This window comes from Streptococcus oralis subsp. oralis (assembly GCF_002096495.1).
In the GTDB taxonomy this organism is placed as follows: Bacteria; Bacillota; Bacilli; order Lactobacillales; family Streptococcaceae; genus Streptococcus; species Streptococcus oralis_CU.
Map to the genome: position 1 here is coordinate 155,705 of NZ_NCUO01000011.1, position 26,518 is coordinate 182,222.

Consider the following 26,518-nt stretch of genomic DNA (forward strand, 5'->3'; position numbering starts at 1 on the left):
GGGTAGAAATGTATAAAGTTTTATTAGTAGACGATGAGTACATGGTGACAGAGGGGCTCAAGCGATTAATCCCCTTTGAAAAATGGGATATGCAAGTCGTCGCAACAGCTAATCACGCAGATGATGCTTTGGACTATGTTAAGAAAAATCCAGTAGATGTGGTCATTTCCGATGTCAACATGCCAGATAAGACCGGACTTGAGATGATTAGGGAAATGAAAGAGCTACTTCCAGATACCTATTATATCTTGCTGTCTGGTTATCAGGAGTTTGACTACGTCAAAAAAGCCATGAACCTTAGTGTCGTGGATTATCTGGTCAAGCCAGTAGACAAGGTGGAGTTGGGCAATTTATTAGAAAAGATTGCGCGACAGCTTCAGGAAAAGGTGGAGAAAAGTCAGACCCTCAGTCAAGAATTGGATGAGACAGGATTTACTAACTATCTGTCAGATAAAGACAGCTGGTGGATAGGACTTTCAAAGGAAAAGCAGGGATCTTTTACCATTCCTTACTACGTTTTGGGGCAAGACTGGCAGATTTTCATCTCTGATCAGCCACTAGATGGCATCGTCGTGACACCATTTGAAGCACCCTACCAGCAGTCTTTTGAGAATTGGAAGATCAATGCTGAGAAAGCCCTCTTCTACGGTTCAGTCAATCTAGAAAAATCCGAGAGTTTGTTTGCTTATTACGAGCCGATTTATCGGGTGATTATCCAAGGGAATATCAATCAAATCATCGAAGAATTAACCCTGCTAGAGAAGATTGTTTTGAAGAATACCCCGCGCGTGGCCATCACGAAGCAGCTCTTTACCCAGTTTGTCATGGATGTCTTTCATTTGTTTGAACACCTAAAAGCAGATGATATGACCGAGATTGTCAAAGCTATCCATGCCATTAATACCTTTGAAGAATTGGTTGCCTATATCAAAGAAACTTTGACCAAGTTCTTTGGCCAGTACCGCATGAATGAAAATGTGGTGAGTGTTCTGGAAGTGATTGGGCGTGATTATCAGAAAGAGCTCTCACTGAAGGATATTAGCAAGGATCTCTTTATCAATCCTGTCTATCTCGGTCAGCTGATCAAGAGGGAAACCAACTCAACCTTTGCGGAATTGCTCAATAAACAGCGAATTAAGGCAGCGCAGCAACTCTTACTTTCGACCAGTGATAGCATCGAAGATATTTGCTATGCAGTTGGCTATAGTAATGTTGGATATTTCTACAAGGTTTTCCGTAAATTGTGCGGAAAATCACCGAAAGCTTATCGGAAACAAGTTGAAACCAGCTTGTAAAAGTTGTATTCCTGTACAAAAAATGCTATAATGTTCAAAATATCTTATGGAGGAAAACATGAAAAAGAATCCTATTTATCTTTGGGTTTTGTTAGTCCTATCAGCCCTCATTTCATCTATGTCATTGTTTGGAATCTTGAGTCCATTGCCAAGTAAAGATGTGCTTCGTACAAGCCTATCTAATAGTGGGTCCCTTACTGCTCAGCAAATAGAAGACACGGTTAACTATACTTACCAAGTAACAGCGTCATCGCACTCTATTTTTAATACGTTGTTGATTGTTTTATCTGCAATTTTAGTTGTAGTAGCCTTTGTATTTCTAGTACGTAAAAATGTGCAATTCGCAAACTATGCTTATATTGGCTATGTTCTACTAGCGATTGTTGGTTTGGTTTATAGCTATATGAACGTTCAAGATGCGGTTCAATTAATCAAAGATACTACTCTCGGCTTAGGAATGGGAGCATTGGCACAAGGAACGAATATTTTGTTCATCATTATCAATGTTCTCTTTTTAGCCTTAGTCTTTTACAAGATGTGGCGCCAACAAAAAGATTTGGCCGAAGAAGTCGAAGCAGAAGAAGTTGCCTAAGTATTGACAAAAAAGAACTATCAAGTTACAATCTTGGTAGTTCTTTTTTAATCGTAAACAAAAAATCGAGGTCAACATGAAAAAAATATCCTTAGTGTATATCAGTCTGAGTGGGAATACAGAGAGTTTTGTAACCCGACTCAAGGACTATCTCTTGTCTCAGTACGAAGAAATTGAGGTCCAAAAAATCCATATCAAGGATTTGGTCAAGGAAGGCCAAGAATTCTTTGAAATGGAGCATCCCTATGTCGCTTTCTTGCCGACCTATCTGGAAGGTGGAAATGGTGTCGATAACGGCGATGTTGAGATTCTTACGACTCCAGTGGGCGACTTTATCGCTTATGGAGACAATGCTAGTAAGTGTTTTGGGGTAGTGGGATCTGGTAATCGCAATTTTAACAATCAATACTGCCTGACAGCCAAGCAGTATAGCCAGCGCTTTGGCTTCCCGGTCCTAGCAGACTTTGAAATGCGTGGTATGTTGGGAGATATTAAAAAAGTCGCAGCGATTATCGCGGACTTGTATGAGTTAGAAACAGAAAAATAAAGTAGTACTGAGGGGCAGTTGAGATTTTCAACTGCTTTTTGTGTATGCAAAAAGCACCCTGTCAGGGTGCCATTTTATAAACTATCCTGCTTTTCCGATGGCAAGTGCATAGATAAAGAAAATAGCAAAGCCAAAGAGGAAAATCAATCCTGCGATAGCGAGGAGTTTTAGCCAAGAAGGAAGATTTTTATTTTCACGTGTCACCAAAACATAGTTCAAAAGAGCGAAGAATGGTGTTGTTAGGAAAGAACCGATCATGGCAAAGCGAAGCATGGTGGAAACTTGACCAGCAAAGAATTTGATGATGACGATACCAATGATAGCGGTAATGGTCATCCAGATGTTCAAAGATTTACGAGTATCCTCTTTTTGAAGAATCAAGAGTCGCAGCGATTCCTGATTGACACGAGAGTAGCCATCGATAACGGTGATGACTGTTCCAAAGATACAAAGAAAGGCGATAAAGGTAATCAAATAACGGGACCATTCTCCAAGAACAGAGGCATACATACCCACAAATTGAGAGATGTATTTGGCTGAAGCAGCTTCAACTGCCTGCCCGGTAGGATACTGAATAAGCGCTCCTAGTGCCACGAAGAATACAGCTAGGATAGCAGTTCCAATGTAACCAACGTTAAAGTCGAAAAGGGCGTCCTCTGTATTAAAGTTGACAGTCTTTTTCTTTTCAGCAGACCAGAGTGAATTGATAGCTGAAATTTCAATAGGGGCAGGCATCCATCCTAAGAGGGAAACGATAAAAGGGAGGGCCGCCATTTGCCAAGGTGTCTTTTCGACAAAATCAGAGCTGTATTCTGGATGCTTAATTGCTGCAATGATAACTGCAAGAACAGTTGCAATGGTCAAAGCAGACATGATCCATTTTGCCATACCATCCAATAGTTTATAGCCACCAAAGAGTAGCATGGCCCAAATGACTGCAACAAGGATAAGGGACCATTGAGTGATGCTAAGACCAATCATTGGAAAAGCGCTAGCGATGATGGCTGAGCAAAGGATAGCGACTCCAGCTGTATTAACCATGGCAGAGAAGACGTTGAGGACAAAGAAAATCCAGAGATAGAGTTTCCCTTTTTCGGCATAGCCTTCCACCAAGGTTTTGCCAGTGTCGGCAGTATATTCGGCACCAAAACGGAAAAATGGATATTTAAAAACATTGGCCAAGATAACCAAGAGGAGTAGTGACCAACCATAAGAACCACCAGCTTGAGTAGAGGATACAATGTGAGAACCTCCAACGGCAGCAGAAGCCATTAGGATTCCTGGCCCCATTGCCTTTAGTTTGCTTGCCCAGGTTGACTGGTTTGATAACGTAACTTGTGACATAATAAACACTCCTATTTTTGAATTTTCAGAATAATCTGAATAGATAGCTACTATTCTACAAAAAACTTAAAGGAAATGCAAGAATATTTTGAAAAAACACAGAAAATTACAGAAAACTTTACATGCATTAATGAAATTTCTCCAAGGAGAATATAGTTAAGGCTAAAAAATCCGAGAAGAAAGCTTCTCGGATTTTGATTATTTCAATTGATCTGTGACGTCTTTTGAGAGCAACATTCCCAGATGGTAAGTTTTATTGATATGTGCAATGACATCATTGATATTTTCAGTCGTGTGAATTTTCTCTTTGATGTCAGACCTAAATGTCTCGTCCTTCAAGAGTTGCTCTTGGTAGAGTCTTTGAAGTCTTTCCTTCTCGTACTTATTGAGCAGAAAAAGGAAAACCAAGCTAAGTACAACGAGGATATAAGCATATTGGCTCATAGGAAATCTCCCAGTGTGATAAAGAAATAGTAAAAGTGAATAAATTGTTTCATTAAACAGCTGCAAGGCCGAACAAAATATAAATGTTATTTTGCCTCAATCTTTCAGATTGCTTTCAAGTAATTTAAAAGATTAGAACCTAAACCCAACTAAATCGCTGTTATTTGGTTTGATAAGTTAGTGAAGCGCCTAGCCAAATCACCATAGTTACGACGTCATGACCTCTAAATCGATTATATTTAGGGGTCATGACTAGTGAAGCAGTTAGCTAGCCCGCATATAAGCGGCTAGCGTCTAACAATTAGGAACTTTAGTTCCAATTGTTAGTACTGAATCACATCTTCTCCGGCGCTTCTACTCCGAGCAAACGAAGAGCTTCTTTGAGGACGACTGCGGTTGCGTAGCTGAGGGCCAGACGACTGTCGCGCTCAGGACTTTCATCTAGGATACGTGTATGTGCATAATATTTGTTAAATGCTTGAGCCAAACCAATCGCAAATTTCGCAATGATAGAAGGTTCAAAGTTATCTGCTGCACGATTGATAATACGTGGGAAGTCTTGGATGAGCTTGATGATTTCCCAGCTTTCAGCATCATTCAGGCTATAGTTGCTAGCTGTATCTGGTTTGAAATCGGCTTTGCGCAAGATAGATTGGATACGAGCGTAGGCGTATTGAACGTAAGGTCCAGTTTCTCCTTCAAAGGATACCATAGCTTCAAGGTCGAAGTCATATCCATTTGTACGGTCGGTCTTAAGATCATAGAACTTGATAGCCCCAACTCCAACAGCGTGGGCAACCTGGTCTTTATTTTCTAACTCAGGATTTTTCGCTTCGATTTGGGCTTTGGCACGACTAACAGCCTCAGCGATAGTCGGTTCTAGCAAGATGACATTTCCTTTACGAGTAGAGAGTTTTTTCCCTTCTTTTGTTACCAATCCAAACGGAACATGGACAATGTCTTGGCTCCAATCGTAGCCCATCTCTTGTAGTACTGCCTTGAGTTGTTTGAAGTGGGCAGATTGCTCTTGACCAACAACATAGATGGATTTTGCAAATTGGTATTCGTTTTTACGGTAGAGGGCTGCAGCCAAGTCTCGTGTGATATAGAGAGTTGCACCATCAGATTTCTTGATAAGAGCTGGATGTTCAATTCCATATTTCTCAAGATTGACAACTTGAGCCCCTTCTGACTCAACAAGAAGTCCTTTTTCAGCGAGAATGTCTACAACAGCATCCATCTTATCATTGTAGAAGGCTTCTCCGTTGTAGCTGTCAAATTCAACTTGCAATTCATTGTAAAGACGGTTGAATTCCACTAAACTTTCATCACGGAACCATTGCCAGAGAGCGAGGGCTTCCTCATCTCCATTTTCCAGTTTGCGGAACCATTCGCGTGCTTCTTCATCCAAGCTAGGATCTTTTTCAGCTTCAGCATTGATGCGAACGTAGAGTTTAAGAAGTTCATCGATTGGATGTGCTTTAACGGCTTCCTCATTTCCCCATTTCTTGTAGGCAACGATTAACATTCCAAACTGTTTGCCCCAGTCTCCCAAATGGTTGACCTTGACCGTTTGATAGCCGATTTTTTGGAAAATATGTGACAAGCTATCTCCGATAACCGTTGAGCGCAGGTGACCAATAGAGAATGGTTTTGCGATATTGGGACTAGACATATCGATAACGACATTTTCTTGCTTGCCAATGGTTTGGTCAGCATAGTGATCTTTTTCAGTGATAACATCCTGTAATACCTGAGCCGAAATAGCAGATTTATCAAGGAAAAAGTTAACGTAAGGTCCAGTAGCGACAACCTTTTCAAAGGCTTGACTATTGATTTTTTCAGCAATATCTGCTGCAATCATTTGCGGAGCTTTACGCTCGACCTTTGCTAGAGAAAAGGCAGGGAAGGCGATGTCTCCCATTTCTGAGTTTTTAGGTGTTTCCAGTAAATTTAAAATAGCCTCTTGGTCCAGGCTATCAATGACGCTAGCCAACTCGCTAGCAATCAATTCTTTTGTATTCATAAGGGCTCCTTTTGGGCTTTTTTACTATTTTAACACAATTTACTACATTTTTTGAGAAAGAAAAGAATTTTTTTGAATTATCTATTTTTTTTGGTATAATGTAGTTATAAAATAAATGTAAAACTTGTTATAAATATTCACTTAAGAGGATAATATGAGAAAAAGAGAACGGCATCAATTGATTAAAAAGATGATCACCGAAGAAAAACTTGGGACACAAAAAGAGATTCAAGATCGTTTAGAAGCTCGTAATGTTTATGTGACACAAACGACTTTGTCACGTGATTTGCGTGAAATCGGCTTGACCAAGGTTAAGAAAAATGATATGGTGTATTATGTACTAGCAAATGAGACAGATAAGATTGATTTAGTTGAGTTTTTGTCTCATCATTTAGAAGGTGTTGCAAGAGCAGAGTTCACCTTGGTACTTCATACCAAACTTGGGGAAGCTGCAGTCTTAGCAAACATTGTAGATGCAAACAAGGATGAATGGATTTTAGGAACGGTTGCTGGTGCTAATACCTTATTGGTTATTTGTCGAGACCAGCACGTTGCCAAGCTGATGGAAGATCGTTTGCTAGATTTGATGAAAGATAAATAAGGTCTTGGGAGTTGCTCTCAAGACTTATTTTTAGCAAGGAGAGACGGAAAATGGCAACAGAAAAGCTATCACCCGGCATGCAACAGTATGTGGATATTAAGAAACAATACCCAGATGCTTTTTTGCTTTTTCGAATGGGTGATTTTTACGAGTTGTTCTATGAAGATGCAATTAATGCAGCACAGATTTTAGAAATTTCCTTAACGAGTCGGAATAAAAATGCAGAAAATCCGATACCCATGGCGGGTGTCCCCTATCATTCTGCCCAGCAGTATATCGATGTTCTGATTGAACAGGGTTATAAAGTTGCCATTGCAGAACAGATGGAAGATCCCAAACAAGCGGTCGGAGTTGTCAAGCGAGAGGTGGTCCAGGTCATCACACCTGGAACGGTCGTTGATAGCAGTAAGCCAGACAGTCAGAACAATTTCTTGGTTGCTATAGACCGTGATGGCAGTCAGTTTGGTCTGGCTTATATGGATCTGGTGACAGGTGATTTCTATGTGACGGGGCTATTGGATTTCACATTGGTTTGTGGGGAAATTCGCAATCTCAAGGCGCGAGAAGTAGTTCTGGGTTATGACTTGCCTGAGGAAGAAGAACAAATTCTAAGTCGTCAGATGAATCTGGTGATTTCCTATGAGAAAGAAGGTTTTGAGGACATCCATTTATTGGATTCACGACTGGCAGCTGTGGAGCAAGCGGCAGCTAGTAAGCTCCTCCAGTATGTTCATCGGACCCAGATGCGGGAATTGAACCATCTCAAACCAGTTATCCGCTATGAAATCAAAGATTTCTTACAGATGGATTATGCGACCAAGGCTAGTTTGGATTTGGTTGAGAATGCCCGTTCAGGCAAGAAGCAAGGCAGTCTTTTCTGGCTTTTAGATGAAACCAAAACGGCTATGGGTATGCGGCTCTTGCGGTCTTGGATTCATCGTCCCTTGATTGATAAGGAGCGAATCGTCCAGCGGCAAGAGGTGGTGCAGGTCTTTCTTGACCACTTCTTTGAGCGCAGCGATTTAACGGACAGTCTCAAGGGTGTTTATGATATCGAACGCTTGGCTAGTCGGGTTTCTTTTGGCAAGACCAATCCCAAGGATCTCTTACAGTTAGCGACCACCTTATCTAGTGTGCCACGGATTCGAGCGATTTTAGAAGGCCTGGAGCAACCTGCCCTGGCCTATCTTATCAAACAGTTAGATGCCATCCCTGAGTTGGAGAGCTTGATTAGTGCTGCCATTGCTCCTGAAGCTCCTCACGTGATTACGGAAGGTGGCATTATCCGTACGGGATTTGATGAGACATTAGACAAGTACCGTCGTGTGCTCAGAGAAGGGACTAGCTGGATTGCTGAGATTGAGGCTAAGGAGAGAGAAAACTCTGGCATCAGCACGCTCAAGATTGACTACAATAAAAAAGATGGTTACTATTTCCATGTGACCAATTCGCAACTGGGAAATGTTCCAGCCCACTTTTTCCGCAAGGCGACGCTGAAAAACTCGGAACGCTTCGGTACCGAGGAATTAGCTCGGATCGAGGGAGATATGTTGGAGGCGCGAGAGAAGTCAGCCAACCTAGAATATGAAATCTTTATGCGCATCCGTGAAGAAGTCAGCAAGTACATCCAGCGTTTGCAGGCTCTAGCCCAAGGAATTGCAACGGTTGATGTCTTGCAAAGTCTCGCAGTTGTGGCTGAAACCCAGCATTTGATTCGACCTGAGTTTGGAGAGGATTCCCAAATCGCTATCCAGAAAGGACGCCATGCGGTCGTCGAAAAGGTGATGGGGGCTCAGACCTATATTCCCAATACGATTCAGATGGCAGAAGACACCAGCATTCAACTGATTACGGGACCTAACATGAGCGGGAAGTCCACCTATATGCGCCAACTAGCCATGACGGCGGTTATGGCCCAGCTGGGTTCTTATGTTCCTGCTGAGAGTGCCTACTTGCCGATTTTTGATGCTATCTTTACTCGCATTGGGGCAGCGGATGACTTGGTTTCGGGTCAATCAACCTTTATGGTGGAGATGATGGAGGCTAACAATGCCATTTCGCATGCGACCAAGGATTCCTTGATTCTCTTTGATGAATTGGGACGCGGAACTGCAACTTATGACGGGATGGCTCTTGCCCAGTCCATCATCGAATACATTCATGAACATATCGGAGCCAAGACCCTCTTTGCGACCCACTACCATGAGTTGACCAGTCTGGAGTCCAGTTTGGAACACTTGGTTAATGTCCATGTGGCAACCTTGGAGCAGGATGGGCAGGTCACCTTCCTTCACAAGATCGAACCAGGACCAGCTGACAAATCCTATGGTATCCATGTTGCTAAGATTGCTGGCTTACCAGGAGAACTTTTAGCAAGGGCGGATAAGATATTGACTCAACTGGAGAATCAAGGGACGGAAAGTCCTGCGCCAATGAGAGAAACAAGTGCTGTTACTGAACAGATGTCACTCTTTGATACCCCTGAAGAGCATCCTATTCTAGCAGAATTAGCTAAACTGGATGTGTACAATATGACACCGATGCAGGCTATGAATGTCTTAGTTGAGCTCAAACAAAAATTATAAAAAGGACCCCACTCATGTGTTTGTGAGTGGGATTTTTCTCTATTACTTTTTATGAGCCAAGAGTTGATTGATGTGGTCTACTTTTTTTGCTTCTCTTTTATAGAGAATAACCCAGATGATAAGGTAGACGATCGCAAACTCTGGAATGAGCTGGAGATAGAAGGTCCAGTGGAAGGGGAACCAACCAGCCAGAGTCGCTAGTGGGACAAAGCCAGCCAACATGAGGAAGAAATGGGAAAGTGTTGCACGGAGTAAGCTCCAGTCACGGCTGAATAAGCGACTGCCAAAGCTAAAGAGAACGCCGATAGCTGACCAGATGATCATGCAGTAGAGCAAGACCAGGGCACCGTGAATCTGATGTTGAGCCATCGCTTGGCCGATAAGAGACTCGGGGCTTAGTGGGGTATAGGTATTTGGTGCATAAATGAGTGAAAAGAGGATAGAGAGGATGAGGCCGATAAGTACACCAGCGGCTGCATCGTGAAAGATTTGTTTTTTCATAGTTCTAATTTCTCCTTGATGGTTTTTAGGTAACGGCGTGAAGAGTAGGTGAAGCTTTCATTTTTTAAGAAAATTTCAACCAGGCCGTTGGGCGTGAGTTTGAGATGAGAGATAGCGTCAATATTAACGATTTCTGATTGGGAAATTTGGATAAAAGTGGTCGGCAGAATGTCAAGAACTTGATAGAGACGCAAATCAATGGTATAGGTCTGAGATGCAGTTTCTGCTAGAACCTTCCGATTCTCGATATAGAAGCGTTGTATCTTACCAATCTTAACTAGATAGACCTGATCATCAATCTTTCCTTTGATTGTTTCTTTTTGGTCAAGATTTTCTGCGAACTCGATGACTTTCTGGACTTTTTCGGTCGGCTGAGGAGTTTGGACAATCAGCTTTTCCTCCTCGTAAGTCTCATTAATTTGTAGTTCTATTTTCATAAATTTCTCTCCTTTTCAGTTATACAAGGTTGTGATCACTTCCTGTACACCTTTATTAAACACTATTTTACGACCCATGGCAAGAGCTTTTGTCTATGTGGAGAGATTTGGAGTCTATGTGGTATTTGCTTTTTCTGATAGTATCTGAAATATGGTATAATAGCACTAATCAATTTCTAGAAAATAGATACAGAAAGGGGCTGAAAGATGTCTCATATTATTGAATTGCCAGAGGTGCTGGCAAACCAGATCGCGGCAGGCGAGGTCATTGAACGTCCTGCCAGTGTGGTGAAAGAGTTGGTAGAAAATGCCATTGACGCGGGCTCAAGTCAGATTATCATTGAGATTGAGGAATCAGGTCTCAAGAAGATTCAAATCACAGATAATGGTCATGGAATTGCCCACGATGAGGTGGAATTGGCCCTGCGTCGTCATGCGACCAGTAAGATAAAAAATCAAGCTGATCTCTTTCGGATTCGAACGCTTGGTTTTCGTGGTGAAGCCCTGCCTTCGATCGCTTCTGTCAGTGTCTTGACTCTGTTGACGGCGGTGGATGGTGCGAGTCATGGGACCAAGCTCGTTGCGCGTGGGGGTGAAGTTGAGGAAGTCATCCCAGCGACTAGTCCTGTGGGAACCAAAGTTTGTGTGGAGGACCTCTTTTTCAATACACCAGCTCGTCTCAAGTATATGAAGAGTCAGCAGGCAGAGTTATCCCATATCATTGATATTGTCAACCGTCTAGGGTTAGCCCATCCTGAGATTTCTTTTAGCTTGATTAGTGATGGCAAGGAAATGACACGGACAGCAGGAACTGGTCAACTGCGACAAGCAATCGCAGGAATTTATGGTTTGGCAAGTGCCAAGAAGATGATTGAAATTGAGAACTCTGACTTAGATTTCGAAATTACAGGTTTTGTGTCTCTGCCTGAGTTAACCCGAGCAAACCGTAACTATATCAGTCTCTTCATTAATGGGCGTTATATCAAGAACTTTCTGCTCAACCGTGCTATTCTTGACGGTTATGGAAGCAAGCTCATGGTAGGGCGTTTTCCACTGGCTGTCATTCACATCCATATCGACCCCTATCTAGCTGATGTCAATGTCCATCCAACCAAACAAGAAGTGCGAATTTCCATGGAAAGAGAGCTAATGGCGCTGCTTTCAGAGGCTATTTCAAATAGTCTCAAGGAACAAGCCTTGATACCTGATGCTTTAGAAAATCTTGCCAAGTCGACCGTGCGTAATCGTCAAAAGGTAGAGCAGACCATTCTCCCACTCAAAGAAAATACGCTTTACTATGAAAAAACAGAACTCTCAAGACCTAGTCAAGCTGAGGTTGCTGATCATCAGGTTGAGTTAACTGAGGAGGGTAGGGACCTAACCCTGTTTGCTAAAGAAACTTTAGACCAATTGACTAAGCCAGCAAAACTGCATTTTGCAGAGAGAAAGCCTGCTAACTATGGCCAATTAGACCATCCAGAGTTAGATCTTGCTAGCCTCGATAAGGCTTATGATAAGCTGGAGCGAGAAGAAGCATCGAGTTTCCCAGAGTTGGAGTTCTTCGGACAGATGCACGGGACCTATCTTTTTGCCCAAGGGCGAGATGGACTCTACATCATAGACCAGCACGCGGCTCAGGAACGAGTCAAGTACGAGGAATACCGTGAAAGCATCGGCAATGTTGACCAGAGTCAGCAACAACTCCTAGTGCCCTACATCTTTGAATTCCCAGTGGATGATGCCCTTCGTCTCAGGGAAAGAATGCCTCTTTTAGAGGAAGCGGGCGTCTTTCTAGCAGAGTACGGAGAAAATCAATTCATCCTGCGTGAACATCCTATTTGGATGGCAGAAGAAGAGATTGAGTCAGGTATCTATGAAATGTGCGACATGCTGCTCTTGACCAAGGAAGTTTCGATCAAGAAATACCGAGCAGAGCTAGCCATCATGATGTCCTGCAAGCGGTCTATCAAGGCCAACCATCGTATCGATGACCACTCAGCCAGACAGCTCCTTTATCAGCTTTCTCAATGTGACAACCCCTATAACTGTCCGCATGGACGTCCCGTTTTGGTGCATTTTACCAAGTCGGATATGGAAAAGATGTTCCGACGCATTCAGGAAAATCATACGAGTCTTCGTGAGTTGGGGAAATACTAAACCTTATAGAAAATCAAACAGCCCTAGTTATAAAACTAGAGCTGTTTTGAATTTTTGAGCTGAACTTGTGTTCCAGCAAGCAAATCAGCTGGATGACGTTTGTCCTTGCGAAGGAGTCCCATCAGCAGAAAAATCAAGAAGAGAATCCCTGCTGAGGTTGACAAGAAAATTGACAGAGCATCTGCTTGATAAGCACTACGAATAGCTCCCATATGTCCCAACTGCCAAGGGAAAAACTTGATAGCAGAGCGCAAAAGGCTGTGGGAAAGGCTCCTATGCTTGTAAATCAGCTGTAAACCTGCCCAACGCTTGCCAAAACTTCCTTTTCTATAGTCGAGCCAAGCAAAGATGATAGTTAGGGGCAGAACCGAGCTAGAAAAAGCCAGAAGTTGGCTCTGGGCTTCAGTGAATACGGGAACGCCTCCTAGAACTAGATTGTAAAAGCCCATAGCTAGTAAAAATAAAGAAATGAGGTAGCCCGAGATAAAGAGCCAGTCTCCAATCAGCTCTTTCAGACGAGTTTTGATAGGTATGGGATTGTCAGTTTTTAGTTTCATCTTTAGCACCTTCTTTCTTAAAATCATCAAGGCCTATAACCTTGTCCAGATACTTTTGCTTAATCTTTAGCGCCTTGTTAATAGCCATTGCGGACGCGATTAAGAGGAAAAAGCTTAACCAGACCAGCGCAGTGAATTTTGCTGGAAAGCTAGAAGCAGCTAAAAAGAGATAGATAGCTAGAGCCAATACGAAAATATAAATCACCTGCCAGAGACCAAAGGATTTAACTTCTTTATAGTATTTGTCCTTATCTTCCTCCAAAATCACTGCCGTGGAACCTTTTTCAAAGTTTTCATCCAGTAAGAGATAGTCAGTTGTTACTTGAAAAATCTTGCTTAATTCAATGATTTTTTCGATTTCAGGAAGTACTTGTCCAGACTCCCATTTGGAGATACTTTGCCGAGAAACATTGATTTGTTCTGCTAGTTTTTCTTGGGACCAACCTTTTTCCTTTCTGAGCTCAAATAGTTTTTCTGCGAGTTTCATTATTCTATCCTCCTTTTTCTACTTCTATCCTAACAATTTTTACTTATAATGAGCATACAATCTCTTGTACTATTTGTCAACCAGAGGTTGCACCTTTTGTTGCAGTCTGTCTTGGGGAAATATGGTATACTAGATAGGCAAAATAATGGAGAAAAAAATATGTACGAATATCTAAAAGGAATCATTACCAAAATCACTGCTAAATATATTGTCCTTGAGGCAAATGGTATCGGCTATATCTTGCATGTAGCCAATCCTTATGCTTACTCAGGTCAGGTTAACCAAGAAACTCAGATTTATGTGCACCAAGTTGTCCGTGAGGATGCCCATCTGCTTTATGGTTTTCGCTCAGAAGATGAGAAAAAACTCTTTCTCAGTCTGATTTCGGTCTCAGGGATTGGTCCTGTTTCAGCTCTTGCAATCATTGCTGCCGATGACAATGCTGGCCTGGTTCAAGCCATCGAGACTAAGAACATCACCTACTTGACCAAGTTCCCTAAAATTGGTAAGAAAACAGCCCAGCAAATGGTTCTGGACTTGGAAGGCAAGGTAGTCGTGGCTAGTGATGACCTTCCTGCCAAAGTCGCTGTGCAAGCGAGTAATGAGAACCAAGAACTGGAAGAAGCTATGGAGGCCATGCTGGCACTGGGCTACAAGGCGACTGAACTTAAGAAAATCAAGAAATTCTTTGAAGGAACGACAGATACAGCAGAGAACTATATCAAGTCTGCCCTCAAGATGTTGGTCAAATAGGAGAATAAGATGCCGAAACGCTGTGGTTGGGTTAAAATGAATAATCCCTTATATGTAGCCTATCATGATGAGGAGTGGGGGCAACCCCTCCATGATGACCAAGCATTGTTTGAGTTATTGTGTATGGAAACCTACCAGTCGGGTCTATCTTGGGAAACGGTGCTAAACAAGCGCCAAGCTTTCAGAGAAGTCTTTCATTTTTATGATGCCCAGAAAATTGCTCAGATGACAGATGCGGAGTTGGAAGCCTTGTTAGAGAATCCAGCCATCATTCGAAATCGAGCCAAGATTTTTGCGACGCGTGCCAACGCCCAAGCATTTTTGCAAGTCCAGAAAACTTACGGCTCTTTTGACGCTTATCTCTGGTCCTTTGTTGATGGGCAAACCATCATCAATGATGTTCCTGACTATCACCTAGCACCTGCTAAAACAGCCTTGTCTGAGAAATTAGCCAAAGATCTCAAAAAACGGGATTTCAAGTTCACAGGCCCAGTTGCCGTTTTATCTTTTCTTCAGGCTGCAGGGCTAGTTGATGACCACGAGAATGATTGTGAGTGGAAAGGAAATTAAATGATGTCTAACAAAAATAAGGGAATTCTGATTTTTGCGATTCTCTATACAGTTCTCTTTGTATTTGATGGAGTTAAATTGCTGGCTTTCTTGATGCCATCTGCTATTGCAAATTATCTAGTTTATGTAGTACTAGCTCTATATGGCTCTTTCTTGTTTAAGGATAGATTGATCAAACAATGGAATGAGATTAGAAAGACTAAAAGGAAATTCTTCTTTGGCGTCTTAACAGGATGGCTCTTTCTCTTTCTGATGACTTTTGTCTTTGAATTTGTATCAGAGATGTTGAAGCAGTTTTTTGGGCTAGTCGGACAAGGTCTAAACCAGTCGAATATTCAAAGCACCTTTCAAGAGCAACCATTACTGATAGCTGTTTTTGCTTGTGTCATCGGACCTTTTGTGGAAGAACTCTTTTTCCGTCAGCTCTTGTTACATCACTTGCAGAAACGTCTGTCAAGTTGGCTAAGCATTCTTCTGGTAGGACTTGTTTTTGCTCTGACTCATATGCACAGTTTGGCTTTATCAGAGTGGGTCAGTGCAGTCGGTTATCTAGGTGGAGGCATTGCCTTTTCTATCATCTATGTGAAAGAAAAAGAGAATATTTATTATCCTCTAGTTGTTCATATGTTAGGCAATAGCCTTCCCTTGATTATTTTAGTTATCAGTAGTATGTGACGTTTTAGTAGTTATACAAGAGAAAAAGCTGAGAATCTCCTCTCAGCTTTTTGATTATATGCTAGTAACTTTTATAGTGCAGTAAGAAATGTCAGTCCACCTAAGACAACGCCAGCTGAGTTTGGAATAATTAGTATCCAATCCTTCTTAGGTTCTTTTGTCCATCCATAAATAACCCAAATTAAACAAGATACTGCTGCGGATAAAGGCTGGAATGGTTGAGCTTTGTTGCCTTGTAAATTGGCAAAAATTTGTGGGATGTAGGCGATAAATACAATAATCCCGATAAAGGCCCCGATTGAACCGACAATTTGATTTATTTTTTGTTTAGTCATATACACCTCCTTCAAAAAGATATCATAGAAATTAGCGAAAATCAATACAAAAGCATAAAAATGGAGAAATTGTTTATTTTTTGTTATAGTCAAAGCGAATGACTTGCTCTTTTGCATCCACATAAGCATAGACGCCAAAGGGTACAATGGCTCTTGGTGTGGCGTGCCCAACGTTTAGATTATAGACAATTGGGATATTGCTGTCAACGATGCTCATTAGTGCCTCTTTATAGTCGTCATAGAAGGCTTCATCCATTGGCTTTCCGACCAAGAGTCCACTGATGACCTCAAATACCCCAGTTTCTTTCAAAGCCAGCAACATTTTTTTGAAATCATCAGGTTCAGGTTTTTCTTCACTTGTTTCTAACAAGAGGATTTTTCCTTTCCAATCGGATAAGTCAGGGAAGAGTTTGTACTTTTGGCAGAGAACTGTGCTATCTGCGTATCGAGAATTGTCAAAGATATCATAGAGAGACTCGATGCAACCACCGAGGATTTCTCCCTCGAACTGGGCATTTCCTTGCAACAAGTCAAAACCTGTATTTACATGGCTGATACGAGCTGTTCCTAGAGCATTGGGACTAAAGTCAGTCCGTTCCTCGAACCAAAGGTCGCTAGGGCGGATTTCTGAGATTTTTCCTGTCTCGATCAGTTCTTTGAAGTAGTGGAGGCTATAGGGCAACATCTCCTTGTCCAATTCACAAATGTCTGCTAGAAAGGATTGCCCATAAAAAGTCTTGATCCCTAGTTTATGCAACATAAGGTGGTTCATGGTTGTATCCGAGAAGCCAAGAAAAATCTTTGGTTTAATAACCTTTTGGAGTTGGTTATTTTCAAAAAGATAAGGTAGCAAGCGATAGGTATCATCTCCACCGATGGCGCATAGGATCATGTCGATGCTATCATCAGAAAAGGCCAGCATCAAATCTTCTGCACGTGCCTCCGGATGGTCCTTGATAAAGTCTAAACCCTTTAGCGAATGGGGCAAGAAGACAGAATTAAGTCCCAAATCCTTGAGACGTTGAATACCCAAATCGACTTCGTGTTTGACAAAATCCTCTCCGATAACACCACTAGACAAACTAACGATACCAATAGTAGAAACTATATCTCGTCCTCCTAGAAATAGATTGATACTCTTCGAAAATCAAATTCAAACCACGTCAGCTTTGCCTTGCCGTATATATGTTACTGACCTCGTCAGTTCTATCTACAACCTCAAAGCAGTGCTTTGAGCAACCTGCGGCTAGCTTCCTAGTTTGCTCTTTGATTTTCATTGAGTATGAGCCTATTTTATCACAAAAGATGAGAGAAAACTATAAGAATCAGACTCAGAAGTGCTATTGAATCTCAAGAAAGCAAGTGAAAAAGCAACTACCTATGCAGTTGCTTTTCGTTTTTCTAATCTCTAATCTCACTAGATATGAGTTACTTGGTCAACTCCTGATTATAGGAGAGGGCTAAATCAATCCAGTAAGGCAGTTCTTTTTGACCTTCAATATCTAGGTCTATATAGCCATGATAAGGTCGCCCTCTCATCAATGTGGTATGAGCTCCTGTTCGGGGTAGAACTTGCTTTTCCATTTCTTTGCCAATTCTCACCATAACCAGCTCGTCCTTTCTGGAACTGACTGTAAGGACCATTTTCCCACGAATCATAAAGGCAAGACCACCAAATAGTTTCTTTTCTTCTAACTCTTCTTCGAAAATTTGGGGAGGAAGTTTAAGTGCTAGAATTTTTCGAATCTGCTGAGCTAAGGATTGACTATATGCCATAGCTTTTCACTTTTCTTAATAACGTGATGGGCCCGCGCTTGCACTTCGGATGTTGAAACGTTTCTTGAGATAGAAGCGAAGGGCGAGAAGGGCAGCTCCCAGGATAGCCAAAGGCAATGGAGCAAGGACTGGATTGAGGTTTGCTGGTAGGAAGCTTGTTGCAAAGAAGACAACCAACCAAAGGACCATAGAAGCCAGGATAACGAGGATTGACTTCCAGAATGGAGGACGTTGGCTACGGTCTGTGTCTGGTCCATAGTACTGGTAGACAAAGTAGTACATCAAGTAGAAGGCAAGTCCTCCTACAAGCCCAACCAACAAGAGGGTAATCAACCCATAGCCAATAGCCTGATCTGTAGAGAAGAAGGTAGTTAGAGCGCTAACCAATGCAAAGAGACTGGTGATAAAAAGGGCTGAATCCAACATCATCAATTTTGGATCGTCATTTTCCTTTGGATGTTCTTTTTCGTATTGCTCTTTTTCGCTGAAGCTGTGAGCCCAGTGAGTTGGTGCTCCGTATATAGAACGAGCAGTCACACCTTTTGGTTGTTCTTCAAGGATGTGAGGGATGACTTCTTCAAGGATGGCCTTAATTTCAGCGTCGGTTTTTCCGTCCTTTAGAAATTGTTGGGTTGCAATGTGGATAAATTCTTGGTTTTTCTTGGTTAATTCTTTTAAATCAATCTGTGACATAGTAACTCCTGTTAGAACCATTTTTTATGGATGAGGTAAAGAGTGAGAGAAACACTCATAGCAAAGGCGATAAAGACGATGAGCCAGAAAGCATGCGGTTCTCCGTTTAAAGGAATTTCATTATCCTTAAAGTTCATTCCGTAGGCTGAGAAAATCATGGTCGGGATGGACATAACGATGGTCACGAGGGCCAAGGTTTTCATGATATTGTTCTGGTTGTTTGAAATGATAGAAGCGAAGGTCTCTGTCATAGAGTGAAGGACGTTTCCATAGATGTCCGCCATCTCGATGGCCTGTTGCGTTTCAATCAAGGTATCTTCTAATAAGTCTTCGTCTTCGAGGTATTTCTTGATATTGCTAGTTGCGCTGGTCAATTTTTTAATCACGCGCTCGTTTGTTTTAAGAGAGGCCTTGAAGTAGACGATGGTCTTTTCCAACTCCATGAGTTCGATCAGTTCTTCGTTTCGAGTAGATTTGTGAAGTTGACTCTCAATCTGCTCACTCTTACGTTCAATCGAACGGAGGGCGGTTAGGTAAATCTCCGCATTGCGGTAGAGGATTTGGAAGATGAAGCGCGAACGCATAAAGGTATAGAAATTTCGAAGTCTCCGATTGATAAAGACATCTAGAAGTGGGAGAGGTTCCAAGCAAGTGGTAATAATAGCCTCTTCGGTGATGATAATTCCCAAGGGGATAGTCACGTAGTAGGTACGGTTATTTCTTTCCTCTGTGATTGGAACGTCCACGATGATCAGAGTGTATTCATCTTCAATGGTAATACGAGACATTTCTTCCGCATCGAGTGGTGCACGGAGATCGGCGATATCAATATCAAAAGCAGATGCGATTTCCATCGATTCGCTTTGGGTAGGATTGACGAGATTGATCCAAGTGCCCGGCTGGAGCGTATCGATCTCTTTAAATTCAGTTGTAGTTGAGAGAAAGACTTGTTTCATATCTCCTATCCTTTCCTAATCTATTCCGTGTTGCAGTGATTTTTGACACCGTACTATTATACTACAAAATCGGCTTTTTTGGTAATAGAATTTCACTTTTTTTGGTATAATGGAAAGCAACAATGAACTAGAAAGAAGTAATATGCAAGATAAGATTGTCATCCATGGGGCACGCGCCCATAATTTAAAAAATATTGATGTGGAAATTCCACGTGACAAACTAGTTGTGGTGACGGGGTTGTCGGGTTCTGGTAAGTCTAGTCTTGCTTTTGACACCCTTTATGCAGAAGGGCAACGCCGCTATGTAGAAAGTCTGTCCGCCTATGCTCGTCAGTTCTTGGGCAATATGGAAAAGCCAGATGTGGATTCTATCGATGGTCTCAGCCCTGCCATTTCCATTGACCAGAAAACGACCAGTAAAAATCCTCGTTCGACGGTTGGAACAACGACGGAAATCAACGATTATCTACGTCTTCTCTATGCACGTGTAGGGACACCCTACTGTATCAATGGACATGGGGCTATCAAGGCTTCTTCTGTGGAGCAAATTGTGGATAAGATTTTGGTGTTGCCAGAACGCCAACGTCTGCAAATTTTAGCTCCTGTCATTCGTAAGAAAAAAGGGCAACATAAGAGTGTCATTGAAAAGGTTCAGAAAGACGGCTATGTCCGTGTCCGTGTGGATGGGGAAGTCTATGATGTTACCGAAGTGCCAGAGCTGTCTAAGAGCAAGCAACACAATATTGATGTCGTAGTTGACCGTATTGTTATCAAGGAGGGTATCCGTAGCCGTCTCTTTGACTCCATTGAGGCTGCCCTTCGTATCGCAGAAGGCTATGTGATTATTGACACTATGGACGATTCTGAGTTGCTCTTTTCTGAGCACTATGCCTGTCCAGTTTGTGGTTTTACTGTCCCAGAATTAGAGCCTCGACTCTTCTCCTTCAATGCTCCTTTTGGATCTTGTAGTGAGTGTGACGGTTTGGGCATCAAGCTAGAGGTGGATGTTGACTTGGTGGTTCCTGATACCAGCAAAACTTTGCGTGAGGGAGCCTTGGCACCTTGGAATCCTATCTCATCCAACTACTATCCAAATATGCTAGAGCAGGCCATGACAGCCTTTGGAGTGGATATGGATAAGCCTTTTGAGGACTTGTCAGAAGAAGATAAAAACTTGATTCTCTACGGGTCTGATGGCAAGGAATTCCATTTCCACTATGAAAATGAATTTGGCGGTGTGCGCGATATCGACATTCCTTTTGAAGGAGTAATTGGTAATATCAAGCGTCGTTACCATGAGACTAACAGTGACTACACCCGTACCCAGATGCGTCTCTACATGAATGAGCTAACCTGTGGAACTTGCCACGGCTATCGTCTCAATGACCAGGCCTTGTCTGTCCGTGTGGGTGGGGAGCAAGGACCACATATCGGTGAAATCTCAGACCTGTCTATCGCAGACCATTTGGAATTAGTGAGCCAGCTGACCTTATCTGAAAATGAAGCCATCATCGCCCGTCCCATTCTCAAGGAAATCAAGGATCGATTGACCTTCCTCAATAACGTAGGCCTCAACTATCTGACTCTGTCACGTTCGGCAGGAACCCTTTCAGGTGGGGAGAGTCAGCGTATTCGCTTGGCAACCCAGATTGGGTCCAACCTATCAGGTGTCCTTTATATCCTGGATGAGCCGTCCATTGGTCTTCACCAGAGGGATAATGACCGCCTGATTGCCAGTCTGAAGAAGATGCGTGACTTGGGCAATACTCTCATCGTGGTGGAACACGATGAAGATACCATGCGTGAGGCGGATTATCTGATTGACGTTGGTCCGGGTGCTGGTGTTTTTGGTGGGGAGATTGTTGCTGCAGGTACGCCCAAACAGGTGGCTCGCAACAGCAAGTCTATCACAGGCCAGTACTTATCAGGAAAACGAGCGATTCCAGTGCCTGAAGAGCGTCGTTCCGGAAATGGTCGTTTTATCGAGGTGACGGGTGCGCGTGAGAACAACTTGCAAAATATCACTGCTCGCTTCCCATTAGGAAAATTCATTGCGGTGACAGGTGTGTCAGGTTCAGGGAAATCGACCTTAATCAACAGCATCCTCAAAAAAGCTATTGCCCAGAAGCTCAACCGCAATTCAGACAAGCCTGGTAAATTCAAAACCATCACAGGGATTGAGCATGTCGATCGTCTGATTGATATTGACCAGAGTCCAATCGGACGGACGCCGAGGTCCAACCCTGCTACCTATACGGGAGTTTTTGACGACATCCGTGACCTCTTTGCCCAGACAAATGAGGCCAAGATTCGAGGCTACAAGAAGGGTCGTTTCAGTTTCAACGTCAAGGGTGGTCGTTGTGAAGCCTGCTCAGGTGACGGGATTATCAAGATTGAGATGCACTTCTTGCCAGATGTTTATGTGGCTTGTGAAGTCTGCCATGGAACTCGCTACAACAGTGAAACCCTAGAAGTTCACTACAAGGAAAAGAACATCTCGCAAGTCTTGGATATGACGGTTAATGATGCGGTGGAATTTTTCCAACACATTCCAAAAATTCAACGCAAACTCCAGACTATCAAGGATGTAGGGCTGGGCTATGTAACCTTAGGACAACCAGCTACCACCCTTTCAGGAGGAGAAGCCCAGCGTATGAAGCTGGCTAGTGAACTCCACAAACGATCGACAGGAAAATCTTTCTACATTCTCGATGAGCCGACGACAGGACTTCATACCGAAGACATCGCTCGTCTGCTCAAGGTCTTGGCTCGCTTTGTCGACGATGGCAATACAGTCCTCGTCATCGAGCACAATCTGGATGTTATCAAGACTGCAGACCATATTATTGACTTGGGACCTGAGGGCGGTGTCGGTGGTGGAACCATCATTGCAACAGGAACTCCCGAAGAAGTAGCGGCCAATGAAGCCAGCTACACAGGACACTATTTGAAAGGAAAGTTAGATAATGAATAAACGTGTGCAAGCATTTTTAGCTAAAATGCAAGAAAAAGAACTAGATGGGATCATCATCAACAACCTTAAAAATGTCTATTATTTGACTGGTTTTTGGGGTTCAAATGGAACAGTCTTTATCAGCCGTGACCGTCAGGTTTTGGTGACAGACTCTCGCTATATCATTGCAGCTAAGCAAGAAGTGACAGGTTTTGAGATTGTGGCTGACCGCGATGAATTGGCTGTTATTGCAGGCATTGTTAAGGATATGGGCTTGTCTCGCGTCGGTTTTGAGGACGAGGTTTCGGTTTCTTATTACCACCGTATGCAGGCTGCTTTTGCAGGTTTGGACTTGCTTCCTCAGACTCAGTTTGTTGAAACGCTTCGTATGATTAAGGATGAGAAGGAGATTGCGACTATTCGTAAGGCATGTTCTATCTCAGACCAAGCTTTCCGAGATGCACTTGACTTTATCAAACCAGGAAGAACTGAGATTGAAATTGCCAACTTCCTTGATTTCCGAATGCGTGAGCTGGGAGCATCTGGCTTGTCTTTTGATACCATTCTAGCCAGTGGTATCAACTCTTCTAAGCCCCATGCCCATCCAATGCACAAACCAGTTGAAGCGGGAGAAGCCATCACCATGGACTTCGGCTGTCTCTACGACCACTATGTCAGTGACATGACACGGACCATTTATCTAGGTCATGTCAGTGACGAGCAGGCAGAGATCTACAATACAGTTCTGAAAGCCAACCAAGCTCTGATTGACCAAGCTAAGGCTGGCTTAGGTTTCCGTGACTTTGACAAAATCCCTCGTGATATTATCATCGAGGCAGGCTATGGCGACTACTTTACTCACGGTATTGGCCATGGTATCGGACTGGATATACACGAAGAACCTTATTTTAGCCAAACTTCTACCGAGAGCATTCAAGCAGGTATGGTCTTGACTGATGAACCGGGTATCTATATTGAAGGTAAATACGGCGTTCGTATTGAAGATGATATCTTAATTACAGATAACGGTTGCGAATTGTTGACTCTAGCGCCGAAGGAATTAATTGTTATTTAAGAAAATTATGATAAATCGTTGACTTTTATATTTTAAAGGTTTATACTGATAGACGAAAACGGTAGGTGAGGCTACCATAGGGATACGGATGACTACCGCAAAGCAGTGGAGACACTACTCGTTGGTCAACAGTTCTGGTCGCGAAGGCCAAGACTAAGCTCATTACATTGCCCTATGGAGTTAAAGCTTGAACGAAAAAACAGATAATTAGTTTTTTAATCCTGCCATTTTATGGTGGGATTTTCTACTGTTTTAGAACAAGGAAAGGAGACAAACGATGCAAATTGACGATCATCCAGAACCGCACATACACAGCCAATCGCTGATTTGTGTCGTTCTGCCCTTATAAAGTGATTGGTCTCTGTGTATGAAACATATCATTCATACAGATAGGAGAAACCAATGAAAACTACAAAAGAAAGATTAGCAACAGCTATTCATACACCTTTAAAAGAAACTCTATCTTTTTATAAGACAAGTCTAACAGGCTTGACTGAGGAGCAGGTGGAGAAAAATCGTGACCTATATGGCGAAAACACCATCACCAAGGGTCAAGAAGACAGTATCCTCAAAAAGATTTACGAATCTATTATCAATCCATTTACAATCATCCTGCTGGTCATCGCTATGATTTCCATGGTGACCAATGTCTGGTTGGCGAAGCCTGGACAAGAAGATCCGACGACCTCTATCATCATCGTCGTTCTCGTTCTAATCTCTGGTGGCATACGCTTTGTCCAAGAACTGCGGAGTGACAAGGCTGCGACCAATCTATCAAAAATGATTGTGAATACAGCCACAGTTATCCGCGAAGGCCAGAGTTTTGAGGTCGCAATTGAAGATTTGGTCGTTGGAGATATAGTCAAATTAAGTGCTGGGGATATGATTCCAGCAGACCTCCTTTTGACTGAATCACGTGATTTCTTTGTTCAACAGTCTGGTTTGACAGGTGAAAGTGACTCGGTTGAAAAACTAGCCTTGTCAAAAATGAGTCAGTCAAATTTTGATAGTCTGCTAGAAGCAGAAGCGCTCGCTTTTATGGGAACCAATGTGATATCAGGAAGCGCTAAGGCTTTGATTCTAGCGGTCGGTGATGACACCATGATGGGAGAAATCGAGCAGACTCTCAATACCTATGACGAACCGACCTCTTTTGAACGGGAGATGAACAGCATCTCTTGGCTCTTAATCCGTTTGATGTTAGTCATGGTTCCCATCGTCTTTCTCTCCAATGGCTTGACAGATGGCGACTGGCTGGAAGCAGGTGTGTTTGCACTGAGTGTTGGTGTTGGATTGACACCTGAGATGCTTCCTATGATCATCACGGCCAGTCTAGCAAAAGGCTCCATTATCATGGCCAAGGAAAAAGTGGTTATCAAGAAACTCAATGCCATACAAGATTTAGGTGCTATTGATATCCTATGCACGGATAAAACCGGAACCCTTACCCAAGACGAAATTGTCCTGGAATATCCTTTGGATATACATGGAGATTTGGATTTGTCTGTGTTGAGACGGGCTTATCTCAATTCCTATTTTCAAACCGGTTTGAAGAACTTGATGGACCGTGCCATTATCAGTAGAACTGAAAAAGAAGCTAAAGAACACGCTATTCTACAAAATTTGGATACTAGCTTCCAAAAAATAGATGAATTACCCTTTGATTTTGAACGCAGACGGATGAGTGTCATCGTCAAGGATGAGAACGAAGTTGTTAGTTTGGTAACCAAGGGTGCCCTAGAGGAAATGCTTGCGATTTCAACCCATGTGGAATATCAAGGTCAGATTAGCCCTCTGACGGATGATATCCGAGTGGAAATCTTAAAAGAAGTAGATCAACTTAATCAACAGGGATTGCGAGTCTTGGGAGTCGCCTATAAAACAGGCCTAAAAGAAGGTTTTGCTTACTCCGTTGAAGATGAAAAAGAGATGATTCTAACCGGATATCTTGCCTTTCTAGATCCACCAAAACCATCAGCAGCACCTGCTATCCAAGCTTTGTTAGAACACGGTGTTCAAACAAAGATCTTGACGGGAGACAATGAGAAGGTAACCCAAGCAGTATGCGAAAAAGTTGGTTTAGACGTTGATCAAATCTTGTTGGGTTCTGATATTGACGCTATGACGGACGAAGAATTGGCCCAAGCAGTTGAGAAAGTGACTGTCTTTGCCAAACTCTCTCCGGATCAAAAAGCACGAATCATTTTACAAATCAAATCGAATGGACATTGTGTCGGCTATATGGGAGATGGGATCAATGATGCCCCTTCTATGAAAGTGGCAGATGTGGGGATTTCTGTTGATACAGCAGTAGATATTGCCAAAGAAACGGCTGATGTCATTTTGTTAGATAAGGATTTGATGGTGCTTGAAAAAGGGCTGGTTGAAGGACGCAAAGTCTATGCTAATATGACCAAATATATCAAGATGTCGGTCAGCTCTAATTTCGGGAACATTTTCTCTCTGCTAGTGTCTGGTATCTTTTTACCTTTCCTTCCTATGGCTCCGATTCACTTGATTGTGTTGAACCTCGTCTACGACCTTTCTTGCATTGCCTTGCCATTTGATAATGTGGATGAAGACTTTTTGAAACATCCTCATAAGTGGGAGGCTAAGTCTATTACTCGCTTTATGATTTGGATGGGTCCGATTTCTTCTGCCTTTGATATTTTGACCTTTATCTTACTCTATTTTGTCATTGTCCCAATGGCGACAGGTCAAGCCTATGCTCACGGAGCAGAGTCTGCAACGGGCTTTATTATTTTGTTCCAGACAGGTTGGTTCATTGAATCCATGTGGTCCCAAACCATGGTTATCCATATGCTCCGTTCAGCAAAACTTCCTTTCTTACAAAGTCGTCCATCATGGTTTGTTCTTGGGACAACCTTGCTAGCAGCTAGTTTTGTGACCTTCCTTCCCTACTCTTCAATTGCTAGCCTGCTTCATTTAACCCCTTTGGAACCAATTTATTTCCTCTTTTTGCTTTTGATTATCGTTCTCTATATGATAAGTGTTACAGTTGTAAAACGATTGTATATCAAAAAATTTAAAAGTTGGTTATAAATTGATTTTGTCAAGAAAAAAGTACGAAAATCGCGAAAAAAGTTAATTTTTTTTTAAAAATAGGTCGCAAGTCGGATGTTTTTTATGGTATAATAG

Annotated in this window: 24 protein-coding genes and 1 riboswitch; of the genes, 12 read left to right on the plus strand and 12 right to left on the minus strand. The window is 42.5% G+C overall.

Annotated features, from left to right (window positions below):
* Positions 1-8: 8 nt before the first annotated feature.
* The 3 genes from B7717_RS04330 (at position 9) to nrdI (ending at position 2,434) form a co-directional block, all read left to right on the plus strand.
* On the plus strand, positions 9-1,295 hold the full coding sequence (locus B7717_RS04330; RefSeq protein ID WP_000278920.1) for a response regulator transcription factor: 1,287 nt from the start codon (positions 9-11) through the stop codon (positions 1,293-1,295).
* A 58-nt stretch (positions 1,296-1,353) separates the two neighbouring features.
* Entirely contained in the window at positions 1,354-1,887 is a 534-nt protein-coding gene (locus tag B7717_RS04335) for an ABC transporter permease (RefSeq protein ID WP_000740043.1), read from the plus strand.
* Between the two features lie 76 nt (positions 1,888-1,963).
* Positions 1,964-2,434 carry a class Ib ribonucleoside-diphosphate reductase assembly flavoprotein NrdI gene (gene nrdI, locus B7717_RS04340; protein ID WP_042903018.1) on the plus strand — a complete coding sequence of 157 codons (471 nt, stop codon included), beginning with the start codon at positions 1,964-1,966 and terminating at the stop codon, positions 2,432-2,434.
* 81 nt (positions 2,435-2,515) lie between these two features.
* Here nrdI and B7717_RS04345 read toward each other — a convergent pair whose 3' ends face one another.
* From B7717_RS04345 to argS, 3 genes are all read right to left on the minus strand, one after another.
* A complete protein-coding gene (locus B7717_RS04345) occupies positions 2,516-3,778 on the minus strand; it encodes an NRAMP family divalent metal transporter (RefSeq protein WP_084944283.1) in 1,263 nt (420 codons plus the stop codon).
* 198 nt (positions 3,779-3,976) lie between these two features.
* Positions 3,977-4,222 (minus strand): hypothetical protein, encoded by a 246-nt coding sequence (locus B7717_RS04350; RefSeq protein ID WP_000084865.1) that lies wholly within the window; start codon positions 4,220-4,222, stop codon positions 3,977-3,979.
* 334 nt (positions 4,223-4,556) lie between these two features.
* The gene (gene argS / locus B7717_RS04355) at positions 4,557-6,248 is read right to left on the minus strand and encodes an arginine--tRNA ligase (protein ID WP_049484714.1); all 1,692 of its coding nucleotides are present in this window, start codon (positions 6,246-6,248) and stop codon (positions 4,557-4,559) included.
* Positions 6,249-6,402: 154 nt separating this feature from the next.
* Between argS and argR the strand changes: the two genes are divergently transcribed.
* Both argR and mutS read left to right on the plus strand, forming a co-directional pair.
* Positions 6,403-6,849, plus strand: a complete 447-nt coding sequence (gene argR, locus B7717_RS04360; RefSeq protein WP_001231483.1) for an arginine repressor — start codon at positions 6,403-6,405, stop codon at positions 6,847-6,849.
* A 50-nt stretch (positions 6,850-6,899) separates the two neighbouring features.
* On the plus strand, positions 6,900-9,434 hold the full coding sequence (gene mutS / locus B7717_RS04365; protein ID WP_000179918.1) for a DNA mismatch repair protein MutS: 2,535 nt from the start codon (positions 6,900-6,902) through the stop codon (positions 9,432-9,434).
* Between the two features lie 42 nt (positions 9,435-9,476).
* On the opposite strand, the gene B7717_RS04370 is transcribed toward mutS, so the two are convergent.
* Both B7717_RS04370 and B7717_RS04375 read right to left on the minus strand, forming a co-directional pair.
* Positions 9,477-9,935, minus strand: coding sequence for a DUF3021 domain-containing protein (locus B7717_RS04370; protein ID WP_000743976.1), 459 nt, complete (start codon positions 9,933-9,935; stop codon positions 9,477-9,479).
* Positions 9,932-10,372, minus strand: coding sequence for a LytTR family DNA-binding domain-containing protein (locus B7717_RS04375; RefSeq protein ID WP_000687692.1), 441 nt, complete (start codon positions 10,370-10,372; stop codon positions 9,932-9,934). Before B7717_RS04375 ends, B7717_RS04370 begins: the two co-directional genes overlap by 4 nt.
* A 207-nt stretch (positions 10,373-10,579) precedes the next feature.
* Here B7717_RS04375 and mutL point away from each other — a divergent pair, with 207 nt between their 5' ends.
* Positions 10,580-12,529 (plus strand): DNA mismatch repair endonuclease MutL, encoded by a 1,950-nt coding sequence (gene mutL, locus B7717_RS04380; RefSeq protein ID WP_084944284.1) that lies wholly within the window; start codon positions 10,580-10,582, stop codon positions 12,527-12,529.
* Positions 12,530-12,564: 35 nt separating this feature from the next.
* Here mutL and B7717_RS04385 read toward each other — a convergent pair whose 3' ends face one another.
* Positions 12,565-13,086 carry an RDD family protein gene (locus B7717_RS04385; protein WP_000769794.1) on the minus strand — a complete coding sequence of 174 codons (522 nt, stop codon included), beginning with the start codon at positions 13,084-13,086 and terminating at the stop codon, positions 12,565-12,567.
* Positions 13,070-13,573 (minus strand): helix-turn-helix domain-containing protein, encoded by a 504-nt coding sequence (locus B7717_RS04390; RefSeq protein WP_084877281.1) that lies wholly within the window; start codon positions 13,571-13,573, stop codon positions 13,070-13,072. The genes B7717_RS04385 and B7717_RS04390 overlap by 17 nt, the downstream gene beginning before the upstream one ends.
* A gap of 159 nt (positions 13,574-13,732) precedes the next feature.
* Here B7717_RS04390 and ruvA point away from each other — a divergent pair, with 159 nt between their 5' ends.
* The 3 genes from ruvA to B7717_RS04405 are packed head-to-tail and all read left to right on the plus strand — an operon-like array spanning position 13,733 to position 15,571.
* Positions 13,733-14,326: a Holliday junction branch migration protein RuvA gene (ruvA, locus tag B7717_RS04395; RefSeq protein WP_042767653.1), complete on the plus strand. Its 594-nt coding sequence runs from the start codon at positions 13,733-13,735 to the stop codon at positions 14,324-14,326.
* A gap of 9 nt (positions 14,327-14,335) precedes the next feature.
* Positions 14,336-14,896, plus strand: coding sequence for a DNA-3-methyladenine glycosylase I (locus B7717_RS04400; protein WP_084877284.1), 561 nt, complete (start codon positions 14,336-14,338; stop codon positions 14,894-14,896).
* The gene (locus B7717_RS04405) at positions 14,897-15,571 is read left to right on the plus strand and encodes a CPBP family intramembrane glutamic endopeptidase (protein WP_084877286.1); all 675 of its coding nucleotides are present in this window, start codon (positions 14,897-14,899) and stop codon (positions 15,569-15,571) included. It begins immediately after the preceding gene.
* Between the two features lie 71 nt (positions 15,572-15,642).
* On the opposite strand, the gene B7717_RS04410 is transcribed toward B7717_RS04405, so the two are convergent.
* The 5 genes from B7717_RS04410 to B7717_RS04435 all read right to left on the minus strand — a co-directional run bounded on the left by B7717_RS04410 (position 15,643) and on the right by B7717_RS04435 (position 19,331).
* Positions 15,643-15,906 (minus strand): SemiSWEET family transporter, encoded by a 264-nt coding sequence (locus tag B7717_RS04410; protein WP_000166112.1) that lies wholly within the window; start codon positions 15,904-15,906, stop codon positions 15,643-15,645.
* Positions 15,907-15,979: 73 nt separating this feature from the next.
* Positions 15,980-17,014 (minus strand): S66 family peptidase, encoded by a 1,035-nt coding sequence (locus B7717_RS04415; protein WP_084877287.1) that lies wholly within the window; start codon positions 17,012-17,014, stop codon positions 15,980-15,982.
* Positions 17,015-17,334: 320 nt separating this feature from the next.
* Positions 17,335-17,682, minus strand: coding sequence for a TfoX/Sxy family protein (locus B7717_RS04425; RefSeq protein ID WP_000331825.1), 348 nt, complete (start codon positions 17,680-17,682; stop codon positions 17,335-17,337).
* 15 nt (positions 17,683-17,697) lie between these two features.
* On the minus strand, positions 17,698-18,375 hold the full coding sequence (locus tag B7717_RS04430) for a DUF1129 domain-containing protein (RefSeq protein ID WP_084944285.1): 678 nt from the start codon (positions 18,373-18,375) through the stop codon (positions 17,698-17,700).
* An 11-nt stretch (positions 18,376-18,386) separates the two neighbouring features.
* Positions 18,387-19,331, minus strand: coding sequence for a magnesium transporter CorA family protein (locus tag B7717_RS04435; protein WP_084944286.1), 945 nt, complete (start codon positions 19,329-19,331; stop codon positions 18,387-18,389).
* A gap of 142 nt (positions 19,332-19,473) precedes the next feature.
* Here B7717_RS04435 and uvrA point away from each other — a divergent pair, with 142 nt between their 5' ends.
* The 3 genes from uvrA to mgtA all read left to right on the plus strand — a co-directional run bounded on the left by uvrA (position 19,474) and on the right by mgtA (position 26,422).
* Entirely contained in the window at positions 19,474-22,305 is a 2,832-nt protein-coding gene (gene uvrA / locus B7717_RS04440) for an excinuclease ABC subunit UvrA (RefSeq protein ID WP_084944287.1), read from the plus strand.
* On the plus strand, positions 22,298-23,359 hold the full coding sequence (locus B7717_RS04445) for a M24 family metallopeptidase (RefSeq protein WP_084944288.1): 1,062 nt from the start codon (positions 22,298-22,300) through the stop codon (positions 23,357-23,359). The genes uvrA and B7717_RS04445 overlap by 8 nt, the downstream gene beginning before the upstream one ends.
* Before the next feature lie 55 nt (positions 23,360-23,414).
* Positions 23,415-23,566, plus strand: a riboswitch (M-box (ykoK) riboswitch).
* 195 nt (positions 23,567-23,761) lie between these two features.
* Positions 23,762-26,422 carry a magnesium-translocating P-type ATPase gene (gene mgtA / locus B7717_RS04450; protein WP_084944289.1) on the plus strand — a complete coding sequence of 887 codons (2,661 nt, stop codon included), beginning with the start codon at positions 23,762-23,764 and terminating at the stop codon, positions 26,420-26,422.
* Positions 26,423-26,518 lie beyond the last annotated feature (96 nt).

What these genes read in the sequence shown, in the direction of transcription:
- B7717_RS04330 (WP_000278920.1), top strand. Translation starts at nt 9, where the DNA reads ATGTATAAAGTTTTATTAGTAGACGATGAGTACATGGTGACAGAGGGG.
- B7717_RS04335 (WP_000740043.1), top strand. Translation starts at nt 1,354, where the DNA reads ATGAAAAAGAATCCTATTTATCTTTGGGTTTTGTTAGTCCTATCAGCC.
- nrdI (WP_042903018.1), top strand. Translation starts at nt 1,964, where the DNA reads ATGAAAAAAATATCCTTAGTGTATATCAGTCTGAGTGGGAATACAGAG.
- B7717_RS04345 (WP_084944283.1), bottom strand. Translation starts at nt 3,778, where the DNA reads ATGTCACAAGTTACGTTATCAAACCAGTCAACCTGGGCAAGCAAACTA.
- B7717_RS04350 (WP_000084865.1), bottom strand. Translation starts at nt 4,222, where the DNA reads ATGAGCCAATATGCTTATATCCTCGTTGTACTTAGCTTGGTTTTCCTT.
- argS (WP_049484714.1), bottom strand. Translation starts at nt 6,248, where the DNA reads ATGAATACAAAAGAATTGATTGCTAGCGAGTTGGCTAGCGTCATTGAT.
- argR (WP_001231483.1), top strand. Translation starts at nt 6,403, where the DNA reads ATGAGAAAAAGAGAACGGCATCAATTGATTAAAAAGATGATCACCGAA.
- mutS (WP_000179918.1), top strand. Translation starts at nt 6,900, where the DNA reads ATGGCAACAGAAAAGCTATCACCCGGCATGCAACAGTATGTGGATATT.
- B7717_RS04370 (WP_000743976.1), bottom strand. Translation starts at nt 9,935, where the DNA reads ATGAAAAAACAAATCTTTCACGATGCAGCCGCTGGTGTACTTATCGGC.
- B7717_RS04375 (WP_000687692.1), bottom strand. Translation starts at nt 10,372, where the DNA reads ATGAAAATAGAACTACAAATTAATGAGACTTACGAGGAGGAAAAGCTG.
- mutL (WP_084944284.1), top strand. Translation starts at nt 10,580, where the DNA reads ATGTCTCATATTATTGAATTGCCAGAGGTGCTGGCAAACCAGATCGCG.
- B7717_RS04385 (WP_000769794.1), bottom strand. Translation starts at nt 13,086, where the DNA reads ATGAAACTAAAAACTGACAATCCCATACCTATCAAAACTCGTCTGAAA.
- B7717_RS04390 (WP_084877281.1), bottom strand. Translation starts at nt 13,573, where the DNA reads ATGAAACTCGCAGAAAAACTATTTGAGCTCAGAAAGGAAAAAGGTTGG.
- ruvA (WP_042767653.1), top strand. Translation starts at nt 13,733, where the DNA reads ATGTACGAATATCTAAAAGGAATCATTACCAAAATCACTGCTAAATAT.
- B7717_RS04400 (WP_084877284.1), top strand. Translation starts at nt 14,336, where the DNA reads ATGCCGAAACGCTGTGGTTGGGTTAAAATGAATAATCCCTTATATGTA.
- B7717_RS04405 (WP_084877286.1), top strand. Translation starts at nt 14,897, where the DNA reads ATGATGTCTAACAAAAATAAGGGAATTCTGATTTTTGCGATTCTCTAT.
- B7717_RS04410 (WP_000166112.1), bottom strand. Translation starts at nt 15,906, where the DNA reads ATGACTAAACAAAAAATAAATCAAATTGTCGGTTCAATCGGGGCCTTT.
- B7717_RS04425 (WP_000331825.1), bottom strand. Translation starts at nt 17,682, where the DNA reads ATGGCATATAGTCAATCCTTAGCTCAGCAGATTCGAAAAATTCTAGCA.
- B7717_RS04430 (WP_084944285.1), bottom strand. Translation starts at nt 18,375, where the DNA reads ATGTCACAGATTGATTTAAAAGAATTAACCAAGAAAAACCAAGAATTT.
- B7717_RS04435 (WP_084944286.1), bottom strand. Translation starts at nt 19,331, where the DNA reads ATGAAACAAGTCTTTCTCTCAACTACAACTGAATTTAAAGAGATCGAT.
- uvrA (WP_084944287.1), top strand. Translation starts at nt 19,474, where the DNA reads ATGCAAGATAAGATTGTCATCCATGGGGCACGCGCCCATAATTTAAAA.
- B7717_RS04445 (WP_084944288.1), top strand. Translation starts at nt 22,298, where the DNA reads ATGAATAAACGTGTGCAAGCATTTTTAGCTAAAATGCAAGAAAAAGAA.
- mgtA (WP_084944289.1), top strand. Translation starts at nt 23,762, where the DNA reads ATGAAAACTACAAAAGAAAGATTAGCAACAGCTATTCATACACCTTTA.